This is a genomic window from Pseudomonas sp. F8002 (genome assembly GCF_013385495.1).
Classification (GTDB): Bacteria; Pseudomonadota; Gammaproteobacteria; order Pseudomonadales; family Pseudomonadaceae; genus Aquipseudomonas.
This window is the reverse complement of sequence record NZ_JACAPW010000051.1, coordinates 22913-40166: the sequence shown is the minus strand read 5'-3', so window position 1 is coordinate 40166 and position 17254 is coordinate 22913. Positions and strand designations below refer to the sequence as shown.

At 59.7% G+C, this 17254-nt stretch carries 13 protein-coding genes; 8 read left to right on the top strand and 5 right to left on the bottom strand.

Features of this window, described 5'->3' with window-relative positions:
* Window positions 1-104: 104 nt before the first annotated feature.
* The 5 genes from HX811_RS31050 to HX811_RS31030 all read right to left on the bottom strand — a co-directional run bounded on the left by HX811_RS31050 (window position 105) and on the right by HX811_RS31030 (window position 6657).
* The gene (locus HX811_RS31050) at window positions 105-482 is read right to left on the bottom strand and encodes a response regulator (protein ID WP_010171103.1); all 378 of its coding nucleotides are present in this window, start codon (window positions 480-482) and stop codon (window positions 105-107) included.
* A gap of 78 nt (window positions 483-560) precedes the next feature.
* Window positions 561-1754 carry a hybrid sensor histidine kinase/response regulator gene (locus HX811_RS31045; RefSeq protein ID WP_003217587.1) on the bottom strand — a complete coding sequence of 398 codons (1194 nt, stop codon included), beginning with the start codon at window positions 1752-1754 and terminating at the stop codon, window positions 561-563.
* Window positions 1748-2347, bottom strand: a complete 600-nt coding sequence (locus HX811_RS31040; protein ID WP_008431027.1) for a chemotaxis protein CheB — start codon at window positions 2345-2347, stop codon at window positions 1748-1750. Before HX811_RS31040 ends, HX811_RS31045 begins: the two co-directional genes overlap by 7 nt.
* Window positions 2344-3159 carry a protein-glutamate O-methyltransferase CheR gene (locus HX811_RS31035; RefSeq protein ID WP_003217583.1) on the bottom strand — a complete coding sequence of 272 codons (816 nt, stop codon included), beginning with the start codon at window positions 3157-3159 and terminating at the stop codon, window positions 2344-2346. The genes HX811_RS31040 and HX811_RS31035 overlap by 4 nt, the downstream gene beginning before the upstream one ends.
* Window positions 3160-6657, bottom strand: coding sequence for a response regulator (locus tag HX811_RS31030; protein WP_008431024.1), 3498 nt, complete (start codon window positions 6655-6657; stop codon window positions 3160-3162).
* A gap of 280 nt (window positions 6658-6937) precedes the next feature.
* Between HX811_RS31030 and HX811_RS31025 the strand changes: the two genes are divergently transcribed.
* The 8 genes from HX811_RS31025 to HX811_RS30990 all read left to right on the top strand — a co-directional run bounded on the left by HX811_RS31025 (window position 6938) and on the right by HX811_RS30990 (window position 17250).
* On the top strand, window positions 6938-10501 hold the full coding sequence (locus HX811_RS31025) for a hypothetical protein (protein WP_256344490.1): 3564 nt from the start codon (window positions 6938-6940) through the stop codon (window positions 10499-10501).
* A 216-nt stretch (window positions 10502-10717) separates the two neighbouring features.
* Window positions 10718-11083: a response regulator gene (locus HX811_RS31020; protein ID WP_177042100.1), complete on the top strand. Its 366-nt coding sequence runs from the start codon at window positions 10718-10720 to the stop codon at window positions 11081-11083.
* A 237-nt stretch (window positions 11084-11320) separates the two neighbouring features.
* Complete coding sequence (locus HX811_RS31015) at window positions 11321-12112, top strand: hypothetical protein (RefSeq protein ID WP_177048731.1); 792 nt, start codon at window positions 11321-11323, stop codon at window positions 12110-12112.
* A 9-nt stretch (window positions 12113-12121) separates the two neighbouring features.
* Window positions 12122-13567 (top strand): DUF1254 domain-containing protein, encoded by a 1446-nt coding sequence (locus HX811_RS31010; RefSeq protein ID WP_177048729.1) that lies wholly within the window; start codon window positions 12122-12124, stop codon window positions 13565-13567.
* A gap of 12 nt (window positions 13568-13579) precedes the next feature.
* Window positions 13580-14980, top strand: coding sequence for a DUF1254 domain-containing protein (locus HX811_RS31005; protein WP_177042106.1), 1401 nt, complete (start codon window positions 13580-13582; stop codon window positions 14978-14980).
* 58 nt (window positions 14981-15038) lie between these two features.
* Window positions 15039-15944, top strand: a complete 906-nt coding sequence (locus HX811_RS31000) for a transporter (protein ID WP_177042108.1) — start codon at window positions 15039-15041, stop codon at window positions 15942-15944.
* Window positions 15945-15976: 32 nt separating this feature from the next.
* Entirely contained in the window at window positions 15977-16726 is a 750-nt protein-coding gene (locus HX811_RS30995; RefSeq protein ID WP_177042110.1) for a DUF2092 domain-containing protein, read from the top strand.
* Window positions 16723-17250, top strand: a complete 528-nt coding sequence (locus HX811_RS30990) for a hypothetical protein (RefSeq protein ID WP_177048727.1) — start codon at window positions 16723-16725, stop codon at window positions 17248-17250. The genes HX811_RS30995 and HX811_RS30990 overlap by 4 nt, the downstream gene beginning before the upstream one ends.
* The last annotated feature ends 4 nt before the right edge of the window (window positions 17251-17254 follow it).

The window sequence follows — 17254 nt, the reverse complement described above, 5'->3', positions numbered from 1 at the left end:
GGAATAGGCAGTGCCCTGGGCCAAAGTTATAACGACCAAAGGGTACTGACGTATTCGTACTGACTGCACTCTGACGGTCAATCAGCCGCGGCAGAACCCGATGGTCAAGCCAACAGCCGCTGGATATGTTCCTGCAACGTATCCAGGTCAAACGGCTTGGCCAGGATCGGGGCGTTGCGGGTGATCGGGCTGTTGCAGTCGAGAATCTCCTGCGGGTAACCGCTGATGAAGATCACTTTCAATTCCGGTCGCAGCTTGATCGCAGGCTCGGCGATCTGCACCCCGGAAATGCCGCCAGGCAGGCGGTAGTCGGTCACCATCAGGTCCAGGTGCGGCTTGGTGGCCAGGATTTCAAACGCCTGCTCACCGTCAATCGCCTTCAACACCCGATACCCCAGGCCCGACAGGTACTCGCCCAACACAAACATAATCGATTCGTCATCTTCGACGATCAGTACAACATCTTGTGCATCTTCACTCATGGGAAGCCTTTGTCCGGTCAATTGCTGCTGATACGACCATGGGGTCACGCAGAGGTTGCGTCGGATTTGCGATTGATTTCATGCGCCGGCCTCCAGGGGCAGGCAGACGCGGAACAGCGCGCCCTCGCCTATCCGGCTTTCCACTTCAATGGTCCCGCCGTGGGCCGCGATAATCTGCTCGGAGATAAACAACCCCAGGCCCAGGCCCGCCACGGCATGGTTGGCCGACACGCGCTCGAACTGCTGGAAAATACGCTTCTGGTTGTCTTCGCTGATGCCGATCCCGTGGTCACGTACTTCTACCCGTGCTTCGCCATGCTCGGCGTACACCCGAACTTCCACCGGGCTCTTGGCCCCGTAGCGCAAGGCGTTGGTCAACAGGTTGGACACCACCTGTTCGATACGGAATTCATCCCAGTTGCCCACCACCGGCCCTTCCTGGACCCAGGCCACCGAAGACTCTGCCGCCGCTACCTGCGGCGCAAAATTTTCCAGCAGGTTGTGCACCAGTTGCGTGAGGTCAAAGCGACCGGGGCGAATCGACAGCTTGCCCGTGCGAATGCGCGACACGTCGAGCATGTCTTCGATCAGGCGGATCAGGCTCTGGATCTGCCGCTCATCGCGGTCGACCATGGCGTGCATCTTGTCCAGGGTAAACGCCGCGGCGTTGTCCCGGGCAAGGTGCATCTTGCGCAGCTGGGTTTCCAGGATCAGCCCGTTGAGGGGCGTGCGCACTTCGTGGGCGACGATCGACATGAAGTCATCGCGCATGCGCACGGCCTGCTCCAGTTCGGCCTGGGTGGCCTGCAAGCGCGTGAGCAAGGCTTCCTGCTCGCGCCGGCTTTGCTCCAGGGCTTCAACCTGCTGCTTCATCGCCTTGCTCTGGCGGTACAGGTCAACGAATACGTTGACCTTGCTCTTGACCGCGTGGATATCCAGCGGCTTGTGCAGGAAATCCACGGCGCCGCTTTCGTAGCCCTTGAACGCATAGTTGAGCTCACGGCCGGCAGCACTGACAAACACGATGGGAATGTTCTTGGTCTTTTCGGTGCCGCGCATCAGCTCGGCCAGCTCGAAGCCGTTCATGCCCGGCATCTGCACATCGAGAATGGCCATGGCGAACTCGTGCTCCAGCAGCAGCGACAAGGCCTCGTCGGCGCTCAATGCCTTATAGACCTGGCGGTCCTCGCGCTTGATCAGCGCTTCAAGGGCCAGCAGGTTTTCCGGCAGATCGTCGACGATCAGCAGTTTGGCCTGGACAGTACTTAACATGGGGAGGATTCCAGGGAAGCCAGCAAGGTGCCGATGCGGCTCAAGGTGAGGATATGGTCAGGTTCATGCAGCGCCAGGGCGGCCCGGGGCATCACGGCGACGCGGGCCTCCAAAGGGTCCTGCACCACCGTGGTACCGCCGCTCTGCTTGACGTGGGCCAGGCCCCGGGCGCCGTCCTGGTTGGCCCCCGTCAGCAAAATCGCCAGCAACCCCTTGCCGTAGACATCGGCGGCTGAATCAAACAGGTAGTCGATTGCCGGGCGGGAATGGTGCACGCGGTCCTCCTGGCTCAGTGACAGGCTGCGGTCGTGCTCCACCGACAGGTGATAACCGGGGCCGGCAAAATACAGGGTACCGGGCTGGATCACTTCCTTGTCCCGCGCTTCCACCACCTTCATCGATACGCGACGGTCAAACACTTCCGCCAACTGGCTGCGGCGCTCGTCGGGCAAATGCAGCACGGTAATGATCGGCAGGCCGAAGCTCGCCGGCAGCTCGCCAAAAATGCTCAGCAATGCCTCGACACCGCCTGCGGAAGCGCCGATCACAATGGCCTCGATCCCGGATACCGGGCTGGCAGTAGCTTCATTCATAATTTTCGGTAGATCCGTTCTTGCTTGACCAGGGGTTCGAACTGTTTGCTGTAGGCGGAAAAATCCAGGGTTTCCTTGCTGCCCAGCACCAGGAAGCCGCGATGACACAGCGACTCATGGAACAATCCAAACGCTCGATCCTGCAACTTTTTATTGAAGTAAATCAATACGTTGCGACATGAAATTAATTGAGTTTCGGAGAATACGCTGTCGGTCGCCAGGCTGTGATCGGCAAACGTCACGTTCTCCCGCAGGGTCTTGTCGAAGATCGCATGATCGTAAGCCGCCGTGTAGTAATCGGCAAACGAACGCTGGCCACCGGCCTGTTGGTAGTTGTGGGTATAGGCGCGGATGTTCTCGAGGGAAAAAATCCCCTGCTTGGCTTTTTCCAGGGACCGGGGATTGATGTCGGTGGCGTAGATGATGGTGCGTTCCAGCAGGCCTTCCTCACGCAACAGGATGGCCATGGAATACACCTCCTCCCCGGTACTGCAGCCCGCGATCCAGATCTTGATCGACGGGTAGGTCTTGAGCAGCGGCACCACTTCCTTGCGAATCGCCAGGAAGTGCGAGGGGTCGCGAAACATTTCGCTGACCGGAATCGTCAGGAACTGCAGCAACTGCATGAACGCCGTCGGGTCATGCAGCACCCGTTCCTGCAAGGCCGAGATGGTGGCGCAGTCGAACTGACGCAACGCATGAGCCACGCGGCGCTTGACCGAAGCGCCGGAGTAGTCGCGAAAGTCGTAGCTGTACTTGAGGTAAATCGCCTCAATCAACAAGCGCAGTTCGATGTCAGTGCTTCGTTCCAATTAAATCCGTTCCATCTTGGGTAGCCACACGCGAATCAATGAAAACAACCGGTCCAGGTCGATGGGCTTGGCCAGGTAATCGTTGGAGCCTGCCGCCAGGCAGCGCTCCTGATCGTCCTTCATGGCCTTGGCCGTCACCGCGATGATCGGCAGTTTGCGCCAGCGCGGGTCCTGGCGGATCAAGGCGGTGGCCTCGTACCCGTCCATCTCCGGCATCATCACGTCCATCAGTACCAGGTCGATGTCATCGACTTCATTGAGTTTCTCGATCGCCTCGCGGCCATTACGGCCGATCACGACAATCGCGCCCTTGTGCTCCAGGGCACTGGTCAGGGCGAAGATATTGCGTACATCGTCATCCACCAGCAGGATCTTGCGGCCCTCGAACACCTTGTCGCGGCTGCGGGCAGTCCTGAGCATTGTCTGGCGTTCATGGGACAACTGCGATTCGACTTTGTGCAGAAAGAGTGTCACCTCGTCCAGCAGGCGCTCGGGGGAACGCGCGCCCTTGATGATGATCGAGCGCGAATACTTGCGCAGTTCGGCCTCTTCATCGCGGGTCAGGTTGCGCCCGGTGTAGACGATCACCGGCGGGAACGAGCAGATGTCCTCGATGGACATGCGCTTGAGCAGCTCGTTGCCGAGCATGTCCGGCAGCTTGAGATCGATGATCATGCAGTCGTAGATGTGGGTGCGCAGCAGGTCGAGGGCCTCCTGGGCGAAGCCTACGGCGGTGATCTCGATATCATCGTCGCCGATCAGGCGGGCAATGCTGTCTCGCTGAAGGTCATCGTCTTCCACCAGCAGCACACGCTTGACCTTCTGCGTCAGCTTGGCTTCCAGGCGGGCGAACACATCCTTGAGCTCTTCGCGGGTGGTCGGCTTGACCGCATAGCCGACGGCGCCCATGTGCATCGCGGCTTCGACGCGGTCTTCCACGGAAATCACGTGCACCGGGATGTGGCGGGTGCCGGCATGTTCCTTGAGGCGTTGCAGCACCGTCAGCCCGGAATGGTCCGGCAGGCGCATGTCCAGCAGGATCGCGTCGGGAATGTATTGTTCCGCCAGCGCGTAGCCTTCGTCTGCGCCATGGGCCACCAGGCAGTGGTAACCCAGTTCATGGGCGAGGTCGAAGAGGATGCGGGCAAAGTTGGGCTCATCTTCCACCACCAGGATGCAACGCGTGGCGAACGGAGCCTTGTCGCGGTCATCGATAAAGCGCGGTATCTGCGCTTCGTGGGCGATCGGCATCGGCGACACCTTGATCGGCGCCGGTGCAGGCACAGGGACTACCGCGCGCGGCTGTTCCAGCGCCGGGGTGTCTTCGTCACGCTCTACATAGTGCTCGGGCACCACCAGGGTAAAGATACTGCCCTGGCCAGGTTCGCTGGTGACGCTGATATAGCCGCCCAGCAGGTTCGCCAGGTCCCGGGAAATCGACAGGCCCAGGCCGGTGCCGCCGTAACGACGGTTGGTGGTGCCATCGGCCTGGCGGAACGCCTCGAAGATGCTTTCCTGCTGGTCCGGGGCGATGCCAATCCCCGAGTCGCGTACGGTAAAGGCGATGCCCTCCCCCGGTGCCCGGGATACCGACAGGCTGACCTCACCTTTCTCGGTGAACTTGATGGCGTTGGACAGCAGGTTCTTCAGAATCTGCTCCAGGCGCTGGCGGTCGGTGAACAGCATGTGTGGCGAGCCTTCCTGCACCTCCACCTGGAACCCGAGCTTGCGGTCGGCCGCCAGCGGCTCGAACATGCCGCGCAGCCCATCCACCAGGCGCGCAACGCTGGTGTTCTCCGGGCGCATTTCCAGCTTGCCGGCCTCGACCTTGGAAATGTCGAGGATGTCATTGATCAGGTTGAGCAGGTCGTTGCCGGCCGAATAGATCGACTCGGCAAACTTGACCTGTTCGGCGCTGAGGTTTTCCTGGGGGTTCTCCGCCAGCAACTTGGCCAGGATCAACGAACTGTTCAGCGGCGTGCGCAGCTCGTGGGACATGTTGGCGAGGAATTCGGACTTGTACTTGCTGGAGCGCTGCAACTCGTCGGCGCGCTCTTCCAGCTCGATCTGTACGCGGTTGAGCTGGACGTTCTTCTGGTCCATGGCATCGCGCTGCTCGGCCAGGGTCTGGGTCTGTTCGGCGAGTTGCTCGTTGGTCTGTTCCAGTTCCGCCTGCTGGGTTTCCAGGTGGGCCTGGGACTCCTTGAGGATGCGCGACTGTTCTTCCAGCTCTTCGTTGGCCGTCTTGAGCTCTTCCTGCTGCACTTGCAGCTCTTCATTGAGCTGCTGGGTTTCGGCCAGCACTTCTTGCAGGCGCTGGCGATAACGCGCGGCTTCGATGGAGGTGCCGATATTGTCGGCAATCAACTCCAGCAGTTCGACATCACGGTCATCGAGTGCACGCAGGAAACCCAGTTCGATCACCCCGTTGACCCGGCCATCATCGCTGGTCGGTACCACCAGCACGCTGCGGGTCGCACCTTCGCCGAGGCCGGAACTGACCTTGAAGTAATCCACCGGCACATCGTCCAGGCGAATCAGGCGGTCCTGCCGGGCCGATTGGCCGACGATGCCTTCGTCGTTGTAGATCGACTGTTCCTGCTGCTCCTGCTCACGGGAGAAGCCATAGGTCGCCACGCGTGTGAGGCCGCCGTGCTCTTCACGCACGTACAACGCCGCCACCGCCGAGCCCATGTACTGGGCAAAGAACTGCAAAATGTTGCGCCCCAGCAGGTTCAGCGTCAGTTGGCCAAGGACCTGCTCGGCCAGCTCGGTCTGGCCGTTGCGCAACCAGGCTTGCTGCTCGAGGCGCTTGGCGATCCTCTGCTGCGACATCAGGTTTTCGCTGTAACTGTTTGAAAGTTCTAGAAGATTCTTTCGGCCGACATATGCCAGGAAGCCACTCAGGCCGAGCACAAACACCAGGTACAAGGTGACGCTGATGATCGTGGTGCGGGTAACGTCTTCATTGCGGGTGATGCGGAACTGTTGCTCCATCGCCACCGCCCGGTCGTACTCCTTGCGAATCTCGTCCGTCAGGCTCTTGCCACGCCCGGCTTTCACGGCGGTGCGGTAATCGCCGTTTTGCCGTTGCATGTCAATCATCGACTGGGCGTAGGTGTTCCACGCCTGTTGCAACGATTCCAGACGCTTGAGCCGGTCCACCTGCTCCGGATTGTCCGCCACCAGTGCCTGCAAGTTGCGCAAGTCGGAAATGATCCGCGGCTTGGCCACTTCGTACGGGTCGAGGAAATGCTCGTCACCGGTAATCAGGAAGCCGCGCATGCCGGTTTCCAGGTCCACGGTCAGTTTCGAGGTTTCGTTGAGATTGTTGATTACCCGGTCGGTGTGTTCGACCCACTGGATCACCGACAGCAGGTAGGTGATCAGAACGACGAAAAACACCGCGCTGAGCACGCCAACGCCCAACGGCAGTGCCACGTTGCGGCCCAGCAATTTACGGAAGCTTTTCTCATCGACAGACGACGCGGGAGTCATGGGCATGCCTTGGCCAATACGGAAAAACGAGGAGTTTGCCCCAAAGTTGCGCCTGAGCGCTATTTTTCTGCTACCCGTAGCGATATGGATTACATAACCCATTGATAAATAGACGAATGGATGTGTTTTTAACACTCAGCAATTGACTTTCCTTCTTACATGGGCACCGAAGTGAGCCTGGAACGTTGTGTGTGGGCCGCCCCACCCAAAGGGGTGCCGTGGGGAACAGGGAACCTCCTCGGAAAAGGCGCGTATCTCCTAATAAAACAGGTACCCACCGATGCAAAATGTCAGCAACCTCTCCGTGCAACAGCCTGCACCCCAATTCTTTTCCTCCCCTGCTTCCGGGGCATCGTCCCTGAGTCCCCAGCCAGCCACGCCCCCTGCCGTTGCAGCAGCGCCAGCATCAGCCGCCAGCCGCTCCGATGTGCTGAAACAGCCCATGGCCGACCGGCAGAACTGGCAGAACCTGCTGGACGCCATCAACCTCGCTGCCCCGGCCCTGCAAGACTACGACACCGCCTCCTATGTTCAGTCCGTCCTGAAGGTCACACAAATGGCCATTCATCCGGACTCGTCCCATCACAAGACCATGGACATGGGGACCAGGGTCAGCCAAAGCCTGGAGGCATTTCTGAATGCCAACGGGGTGCCTTTGCCAACCTCCAAGGCCGAGTTGCTCAAGCTGAAACTGGAAGCAGCCGTCAGGATCGCCGCCCACCCTTTCGCTGACCTGGGCGGTGCCTTGTCCTGGCCCACGCCGCTGGATCAGAAACAGCAAAATCAGTTGCGGCTGCTTGCGATGAACCACTCCCACCACCTCGGCGATAAGCCTCTGGTCATGCAGACAAAGAGCGTCCTGGACTTTCTCGCCTACCAGAACCCCATTCCTGCGGCTGCCATGAACGACCCGGCGAAGATCCTCGAGTTTCTTTTAAGCTCGCCCGAAGGCCAACTGATGGGCCAGGCCCTGCAGCGCGGCCTCAAGGGGATCGAGACCGAGAACAGCCATTACGACTACCTGCTGGCCGCCATCAGTGCACAGATGGATCACGAGTCAGTCCAGGCGCCTCAACGGAACAAGCTGGCCGGTTTCGACGTGGCCAGTAAAGAACATTGGGGCAAGCCGGCATCCACCATCGTCAACGGGCTGAGCGCACACCTGTCGAGCGAGGGCAGAACGAGCCCCGAGATGGCCCAGGCGGGTGCTTACGTCTTGCTGGCAAGAACAGCCCCGGAGTTCCTGATCAAAGACATCCCGGCCAGCGTGACCTATGGCAGCCCGGCCTGGGTCAACCTGGCGGTTGCGGCGGCGTCGATTGAAGCGCAGTCGCCGGGCTCGGTACCGAACATGACCTTCGCCCAAGTGATGCTCAAGGCCGAAAGCGCTGCACTCGCCGAGCCCGCCGTGACCCAAAGCGCACAGAGGGCAGCGCTGATTGATTGGGCAGTGGCCAACGGCGTTATTGGCAAACAACCCGACGATGCCTACAGTCCCGACCAGCTGGAAGCGATACGCGTCGAGTTCACTCAGCAGGTGGATGAACGCATGAAGGCCTCCACCTTGCTGGAGACCGATATCCCGAGCCGCAAGGCCATTGCACTGGCCCAGCTTAAAGAGCGATTTGGCGATGATGTGCCGTTTGAAAAAAAGGCCCTGACGGTGAAGGACACCCGCCAACAACAGTTTGGCGTACCGCTCTACGACCCAAACCGCGCACCTGCGGGCCTGCATTCGTTGCTGGACATCGCCATGAGTGGCTTGGGAGATTACCCCTGGGAATCCAAGGATCCAGGCATCACCCAGGCACTGGAAGGCAAGTCGCTCAAGTTCGACGTAAACGAGACATTTCAAAAGCAGTTTGAAGCGTCGATCAAGTCGCTGAACGACGGGGTTGCCACCACCGTAAAGCACCTGATTGCCAGGCTGCCGCTGGAAGATCGAAAAAACATCGAGCAGGGCAACCTCACTTTTTACCAGCCCTCTATTTATCAATTGGGCCCAAACCTGGTCACGCCACTTTTCAAACCGATTAAAAATGAGCTGTTGATACAGGTCGAGGGTGGCAAGGAACCCATTACCTATAAGCTGGACATAAAAAAAGGCAGTATCACAAAAGTAACGCCTCAGGGTTTCTCTGCGAGCACCTGGGAACTGGCGATCAAAGAAAACAGAATAAAGAAATTCGACGCTTCCGGCGCCAGCGAGCCCGAGCGTTCAGCCAATACAGGCACGAACCCACTGCCGCCCAACAGCTTTGCCAGCGCCCGCACTCAATACATCGCAGATGCATTTGCTGAAAACCTTGACTTGGGCAACGCGGAGGTTGTGAAGCAAGCCAAAGGTGCCACGACCTTCGACGAGCAAATGGAAACCGAGTGGAAGGTGACCAACTTCTTCCTGGACCTCATTCCCTTTCGGTCAGCGATTGCCAACTTTACCAAGGGTAATTACCTGGAGGGGGCGATTGACCTCCAGCTGGACCTGCTGGGCTTTGTCAGCCTGGGTTCGTCCAAAGCGGCACAGGCTGGCACAAAAGCCCTCAGTGCAGGCGCCAAGGCGCTGAATGTTGCCAAAAAGATCGGTGTCGCCACCATCGGCGCCTTGAACCCGGTGGGCGGCTTGGGCGATTTGCTTGTGGGAGGCGCAGGACTGATTAACCGGGGCGGCAAGTTTGTAGCCGAAAAAAGCATTAACGGGCTAAACAAACTCAAGGGGGCAGCCGGCAGCCATGACCTGTTGAAAGCCGCCGGCAAGGAGCATGGCGTCACGGCTATCGGCACCATCAAGCTGGCGGATCAAACCGTCGAAGCCTCCGCTGTATTGAACAAGGGCGAATGGTACGCGTACGACGCCCTCAAGAACCAACCCTATGGCCCACCGCTGAAGGGGTTCACGCCACAGACCGTGATCCAGGACAACGTTGAGAGCTTCTGGGATTACTTTGTCGGAGGGACGGCCGCCAAGGCAAACAATATCCCCTCCAAGCAATTGTCCGACGACTTCAAGGCCACGCAGGAGGGCGCAAGAAAAGCGGATATCGATGCGTATAAAAATGGCTACGACAAGGGGGTACTGAATGACATCCCGGGTTACTCGGACTCCATGGATATCGTAGACCTCATGGAACTGGCACTGACGCTGAAGGAAAAACCCGAAAAAATTGGCACCCTGGCACGTTCAATAGGCAAAAAACGATCAGAGGTCGGGCTTGAAAACTATGTGTTCTACAAAGCTGAAATTGAAAGCATCCCCGACACCAACCTCAGGGGCATGCCACAGAATTTCTATTTGAGCCAGGTGGATACGGTGACTGGAGGCGAGTGTGGCGTGTTAGCCAACGCAATGGCCTACGCCGCGTCAGTTGGAAAACAGGACGAGTACATCGACAAGCTTTTCATCGCGGCGGCGACCAAGGACACCAACCCAAAATCGGCGAAGTTCATCAAGGACATGAGCGAAGCCCAGGATCACTTCAGAAAGCGACCGCACTCAGCTGAAGTCGTGATTCAAAAGCCCTATCAGGCCATCATCGATGACCTGGCCAACGCGACGACGTCCAAGACACTCATCGTCGCCACGCCTGTCCACGCGGTGACAGCGGGAGTGATCGTGGAAGGCGGCACGCGAAAATGGTTCTATTTCGACCCCAATTTCGGATTGGTCAATTTTCTAACCGAGGACGCCATGAAGAAAGGAATGAAGGAATCGCTGGCCAACAGCAAGACGCCGCTCATCCCGGGAGCGCTTGGGACGCCGACAAACCCGGAATATACGGTCAGCACATTCAAGGCAAGCGAGAACCAGAGCCGGGTTCATGGGTTGGTGTACGGATCCCTTTAACCGATAAAACCGGCAGCTTGAGACCTTGCCCGGGGCCTGCTGGTTGTTCCAGCAAGCCCCGGGCAAGTGAGTGGCGGTGATACGCGACATTTGTAGCCGTTACCGGCACAATGTTTTGCTTATCTGGGGAACTTGCCGGGACCGACAATACTCAGGATGAAAACGGTCTTCCCATTGCCCAAGACCTGCCCCTTCCACTGTTCGGGAACCTCCACTATGTCAGCCGCCCCCTCCACCATCCTTGTAGTCGAAGACGACGCCATCGTGCGCATGTTGATCGTCGATGTCCTCGAAGAGCTGGAGTACCAAGTGCTTGAAGCGGCCGATGCCGAAGAAGCCTTGAAAATTGTTCAAGACACCGACCAGACCATCGACCTGATGATGACCGACGTCGGCCTGCCGGACATGGACGGCAAGCAACTGGCCCTCAAGGCCCGCGAAATACGCCCCGCCCTGCCCATCCTGTTCGCCAGCGGCTATGCCGAAAATATCGATTCGCCAGCCGATATGCAGGTGATCGGCAAGCCGTTCTCGATTGATCAGTTACGTGACAAGGTCAAGTCCATACTGCCCGTCTGCTGAAGCCCTCTATTCCCCAATGCCGTTACACAGTGACGGCATTCCAATGCAGTCTGCGCCCAGCGGACGCCTCCGTGATCGCGACCACACCCAACAACTAATTCTTTCGATTGACTAGCGAGTGCGGAATTTACTGCTAGCGTCAAACGACATGTCCTACACGCAATAGTGAATAAGGACAGCCCCCTAGCCTTCACAAACGCGCTATCGGGAACATCACCAGGGAATTGGGGAGTGGTCATGCTCAAGTCATCGTATATTCCGGCAGTTGTACTGGTGGCTTCAGTGTTGCCTGCAATTTCGGCTCAGGCCGACAATGCCGACACCGCCAACAAAAGTAATAACCCGTTGAACCTCGCACCGGGTGCAAACCTGCAGGACTATTACACCCCGAAGTTATTCGACACTAACGCCCATACCAACGACATGTTGTTGCGCGGCACACTGCCTGTTGCGCCCTCGGACTTCATTGGGGTGCCACAGTTGCTGCGCGCCACGTTGCCCATCAGCACACGCCCCGACCCCCACAGTGGCTACACCACCGGGATCGGCGACCTGAATCTGTTCGATATCTTCCTGCTCAAGACCGATGGCGTGCAGTTGGGCATCGGCCCGCAAATCACCGCACCTACCGCCGAGCACGATGAATTGGGCACCGGCAAGTGGCAGGCCGGACTGGCGGCGGTGGCCATCGACGCCTCGCCCCGCGGCTTGCTCGGCGCACTGGTGCAATACCAAAGCTCGTTTGCCGGGGACAGTGACCGCGCCCATGTCGAAAGCGCGACCTTCCAGCCATTCATCATTCACAACCTGCCCAAGGGCTGGTACCTGCGCTCTACCGGCACCTGGACGTTCGACCTGAAAAACGACACCCATTACATCCCTATCGGGTTCGGTGCCGGCAAAGCCTGGAAATCCGGCAGCAACATCCTCAACGCCTACCTCGAACCGCAATGGACGGTGGCCCGCAAAGGCGATGGCCTGCCGCAGTTCACCCTGTTTGCCGGGATCAACGTCACGTTCGGGAAATAAGGATTTTTTATGCGTGCTCTGATTCGTAGTGCCGGGTTCTGCCTGTTAACCCTGGCTGCCGCTGTACAGGCACAGACCCTCGACACCCGCATCGGTCCGATCACCATGGAAGGTGAACTGCCGGCCCACAGCGAAATCGCCAAGCTGTATGGCGAGCTGGATTTCCAGCAGGCTACCCAGAGTTTTCTCTGGGCCCTGCCGCTGGTGTCCTACGCCCAGTGGCAGGACGAATTCAGCACCAAGCTTGGCGCCCGCAGCGGCGACTTGATGGTACTGACCACCTACGAAGACAAGCTCGGCGTGATCACGGCCAACGCCACCACACCGTATATCCTCGGCTTCGTCGACCTCAACGAGACCGGCCCGCTGGTGATTGAGTTGCCGCCAGGCCCCACGGCCGGCGGGATTGGCGACTTCTGGCAACGGGCGATCATCGACATGGGTCAGACCGGCCCCGACCTGGGCAAGGGCGGCAAATACCTGGTGTTGCCACCCGGCCAGGAGCCACCCGCCGATGCCGGCAAGTATTACCTGGCCAAATCGGAAACCATGAACGTGCTGGTGGGTTTTCGCGTACTCGACCCCGACCCGGCCAAGGGCAAGGCGCTGGTTGAGCAATTCAGGATGTACCCCTACGCCCAGCGCGCCAACCCGGCGAAAACCCGCTTACTGTCTCCCGGCGGCAAGCCCTGGTCCGGCACCCAGCCGCGCGGCATGGCCTACTGGGAACGGCTGCACGGGATTATCCAGAAAGAGCCCGTCAACGAGCGTGACCGCTTCTATATGGCCATGCTGTCCAGCCTGGGCATCGAAAAGGACAAACCCTTCAACCCCAACGAACGCCAACGCCAGGCCCTGGAGCAAGGCGCACAAATGGGCGAGTTGATTGCCAAGGCCAATGCCTTCGCCAAACGCTTCCCCCAGGCCCAGTACTGGAAAGACCGGCAGTGGGACACCGTGCTCAATATCGCCGAACCGTCCCAGCGCGTTACCTACTATGACCAGCTCTGGGAACGCAGCGCCTGGTTCTATGAAGCGGTCACCAACACCAAAGGCATGGTTTCCAAGACCCCCGGCCTGGGCCAGACGTACCTCGGCGCCTATACCGACAACAAGGGCCAATGGCTCGACGGCGGCAAGGCCTACACCCTGCATGTCGGCGCCAACCCGCCGGCCAAACAGTTCTGGTCGATGACCGTGTATGACATCGACAGCCGCTGCCTGATCGACAACCCACAGCGTAAAGCGGACCTGTCTTCACGCCAGGATTTGAAGAAAAATGCCGACGGATCGATAGATCTTTACTTCGGACCGCACGCGCCAAAAGACTTCGAGAGCAACTGGGTGCAAACTCTGCCCGGCAAACACTGGTTCAGCTATTTCCGACTGTACGCGCCGACTGAAGCCTACTTCGATAAAAGCTGGAAACTCGACGATATCCGACTGATTCAGTAAGGACGCAACAACATGATTCGAAAACCGACGCGCCTGCTGTTGGCGAGCCTCTCGATTCTCATGAGTACCGGCGCCTGGGCCGATTTCACCGCTACGCCGAGTGAAGCCAGGGCCATCGCCAAGGAAGCCTACCTTTATGGCTTCCCCGTGGTGGAGATGTACAAGACCCTCTACACCCAGGCCGTCGACAAGACCGGGCCGAACTACAAGGCGCCGTTCAACCATATCGGCAACACCGCGCAGGTGTTCACGCCCAAGGACACTGCGTTCGTTACACCGAATTCGGACACGCCCTACTCCTTCGTCTGGCTCGACCTGCGCGCCGAGCCGGTGGTGCTGACCCTGCCGAAGATCGAGGACAACCGCTACTACTCGGTGCAGTTGATCGACCTCTACACCCAGAACTTCGGCTACCTGGGCACCCGCAGCACCGGCAACAACGGTGGCCACTACATGATCGCCGGCCCCGGCTGGAAAGGTCAGCAGCCCACCAATATCGACCGCGTCGTGTACAGCGAAAGCAACATCGCTTACGCGCTGTACCGCACGCAATTGTTCGATGACAAGGACCTGGCCAAGGTCAAGCAGATCCAGGGCGGCTACAAGGTCCAGACCCTCAGCAACTATGTGAACCAGCCGAAACCGACCAAGCCGCCGAAAATCGCCTGGCCCAAGCCCACCCCGAACATGAGCGACAGCGTGCACCTGTTCCGCTACCTGAACTTCATGCTGGGCTATGCGGCGCCTCAGGACAGCGAGAAAGACGTGCTGGCGCGTTTTGCCAGGATCGGCGTCGAAGCCGGCAAGCCGTTTGACCTCAAGGCCCTCACCGTCGAGCAACGCAAGGCCCTGGAAGACGGCATAGCCGACGGCAAGGCCGAGTTTGCGGCGTTCAAAAAGGACAAGGTCGATACGCACCAGGTTACCAGCGGTGACCTGTTCGGCAGCCGCGATCACCTGCAGAACAATTACCTGTACCGCTACGCCGGCGCCAACATGGGCATCTTCGGCAACTCCACGGATGAAGCCGCCTACCTGAGCTACTTCGTCGACAGCGAGGGCAAACCGGCCAACGGCGCACGCCACAGCTACACCCTGCATTTCGACAAGGGCCAGTTGCCACCCTCCGATGCGTTCTGGTCGCTGACCATGTACGACGCCAAGACCAAGCTGCTGGTGCCGAACCTGAAGAAACGCTACCTGCTCAACTCGCGGATGCTGCCCAACTTCAAGCTCGATGCCGATGGCGGCCTGACGCTGCTGGTGGCCCACCACGAGCCACCAAAAGCCGAACAAAGCAACTGGCTGCCAGCACCGCCCGGCCCGTTCTACGCGGTATTGCGCATTTACCTGCCCAAGCCTGAAGTGGGTAACGGCCAATGGAAGCTGCCACCGCTCACACCGATCAAATAGCGCCTGGTCACGTAGTACCGCTGCACCCTGACATCAGGCATTTACAAGGAGTAGAGCCATGGTTTCACGTAGTCAATTGAGTGCGTTTACCGCCGCCACGCTGGCACTGATGCCAGGGATAGGGTTTGCCGACAATGCCAGGGATTGGCAGAACACCCCGACGGATCTGAACATGGTGTTCGGCTACTACAACCGGGTCGACACCAACACCCCGATCGACACGACATTGCCCATCAACGGCCTGTCGTTGAACGCCGACCTCTACCTGTTCCGCTACGCCCGTTCATTCGGCATCGACGGGCGCAACAGCGCCATCCAGTTTATCCAGCCGTACGCCGACGTTTCGGCGTCGTTCGACAACGCCCAGTTTTTCAGTGGGACCAAGCGCAACGGTGGCATGGGCGACACGCAGATTGTGTTCGCCCATAACATCTTCGGTGGCCCGGCATTGACCGCCGAGGAATTCGCCAGTTGGAAGCCCGAGACGTTCCTCACCGGTGCGCTGTGGATGACCATGCCCACCGGCGACTACGATAAAGACCGCATCATCAACATCGGCTCCAACCGCTGGGTGTTCAAGCCCGAACTGGGCTTCGGCACCCCGATTGGCCCGACCTGGCTCGAAATCAACACCTACGTCTCGCTGTTTGGCGACAACAAGGATTACCACGGCGACAGCAAGCTGGAACAAAAGCCGCTGTATGCCATCGAGGGTCACTACAGCTACACCATCAACCGCGCACTCTGGGTGTCGCTGGACGCCACCTACAACCGCGGCGGCGAAAGCAGGATCGACGGCGACTGGCAAGACAACAAACAGGAAAACGGCCTGCTGGGCGCCAGCCTGGGTTTTATGTTGTCACCCCAGTTTGGCGGCCTGATCGCCTATAACGACACGGTCTCCGAGCGCACCGGTTCACCCGATGTGAACACCTGGACCTTCCGCCTGCAGTACGTCTGGTGAGAGCCACCTTCACGGAATGAACGGAGTGCGCCATGTCCCGTATTCATCTCGCGCGTCTATTGCTGGCAGGCTTGCTGCTCACCCCTCACACCGTTTTGGCCGACGAGCTGGAACCCAAGGCCCTCACCGCCCTGGAGCAGATGGGTGGCTACCTGCGCAGCCTGCAGCAGTTTCGCATCGACGCCCACAGCCACACCGACCAGGTGCTGGAGAACGGCCAGACCATCGAGTTCAGCCACCAGACCCGCCTTGCAGCGATGCAGCCGGACAAGCTGCAAGTCTCGGTGGAAAGCGACGGTGAGCGCCGCAGCCTGTTCTACAACGGCCAGCGCTTCACCCTGTACGACAGCCGCAGCGGCTACTTCGCCAACCAGGCGGCACCGGCGAATATCGGCGGGTTGCTCGACCAGCTGAGTGAACGTTATGGCATCGAGCTGCCCCTGGCCGACCTGTTCCGCTGGCATCCCGGCACCGCCAAGGAGGTGGGCATCAGCAACGCCGTACTGATCGGCAGTGAAACCATCGACGGCCAGACCTGCACCCACTACGCCTACCGCCAGCCGGACATCGACTGGCAATTGTGGATTCGCCAGGGCGCGCAACCGCTGCCCTGCCGATTGGTGATCAGCCGCCGCGACACCGCCGAACACCCTCGGCACAGCGTCAACTACCTGTGGCAGCTCAACAGCCCGCCCAAGCCTGCCGACTTTGAGTTCACCCCGCCGGCCGGCGCCCGCGCGGTGCCCCTGCAACAGTTGGAGCCTCAGGGAGAACAGCCATGAAAAGCATGGCGGCGGTGCTGACCGCGACTTTGCTGCTGACGCTGTTCGATCCGCTGGCGGCCCAGGCCTGGCAACTGCGCGGCGGTGGTGGCGCACGCACGTTTGTGGTGCCCCATGGCGGCGGTGGCGGTTACCGCCCGCCCATGCCGGCGCCGCGCCCGATGCCTGCACCACGGCCGATGCCACCGCACCCGGAGCCCCATCCACAACCAGGACCTCATCCTGAGCCGGGGCCGCATCCGGGGCCCGGGCCACAACCGGGGCCACATCCTTACCCGATGCCACCGCCTCCTCCGCCGCCCCCTCATGGCGATGACTGGTACCACCCATGGGCCACCGCCGCGGTGGTCGGCGCGACCACGGCGACCCTCCTCGCCATCGGTACGCGCGTCACCACGGTGCCGGTGGATTGCGTCTCGGTGGTCGCCAATGGCGTGGCCTACCAGCACTGCGGGCCCACGTGGTACCAGCCGCAATACGTCGGCAGCTCCGTGCAGTACATCGTGGTCGCCGCGCCCTGGTGACCCA

Coding starts and splice junctions, on each gene's coding strand:
- HX811_RS30990 (WP_177048727.1), top strand. CDS start 16,723: ATGAAAAGCATGGCGGCGGTGCTGACCGCGACTTTGCTGCTGACGCTG.
- HX811_RS31005 (WP_177042106.1), top strand. CDS start 13,580: ATGATTCGAAAACCGACGCGCCTGCTGTTGGCGAGCCTCTCGATTCTC.
- HX811_RS31020 (WP_177042100.1), top strand. CDS start 10,718: ATGTCAGCCGCCCCCTCCACCATCCTTGTAGTCGAAGACGACGCCATC.
- HX811_RS31045 (WP_003217587.1), bottom strand. CDS start 1,754: ATGTTAAGTACTGTCCAGGCCAAACTGCTGATCGTCGACGATCTGCCG.
- HX811_RS31025 (WP_256344490.1), top strand. CDS start 6,938: ATGCAAAATGTCAGCAACCTCTCCGTGCAACAGCCTGCACCCCAATTC.
- HX811_RS31050 (WP_010171103.1), bottom strand. CDS start 482: ATGAGTGAAGATGCACAAGATGTTGTACTGATCGTCGAAGATGACGAA.
- HX811_RS30995 (WP_177042110.1), top strand. CDS start 15,977: ATGTCCCGTATTCATCTCGCGCGTCTATTGCTGGCAGGCTTGCTGCTC.
- HX811_RS31015 (WP_177048731.1), top strand. CDS start 11,321: ATGCTCAAGTCATCGTATATTCCGGCAGTTGTACTGGTGGCTTCAGTG.
- HX811_RS31010 (WP_177048729.1), top strand. CDS start 12,122: ATGCGTGCTCTGATTCGTAGTGCCGGGTTCTGCCTGTTAACCCTGGCT.
- HX811_RS31000 (WP_177042108.1), top strand. CDS start 15,039: ATGGTTTCACGTAGTCAATTGAGTGCGTTTACCGCCGCCACGCTGGCA.
- HX811_RS31040 (WP_008431027.1), bottom strand. CDS start 2,347: ATGAATGAAGCTACTGCCAGCCCGGTATCCGGGATCGAGGCCATTGTG.
- HX811_RS31030 (WP_008431024.1), bottom strand. CDS start 6,657: ATGACTCCCGCGTCGTCTGTCGATGAGAAAAGCTTCCGTAAATTGCTG.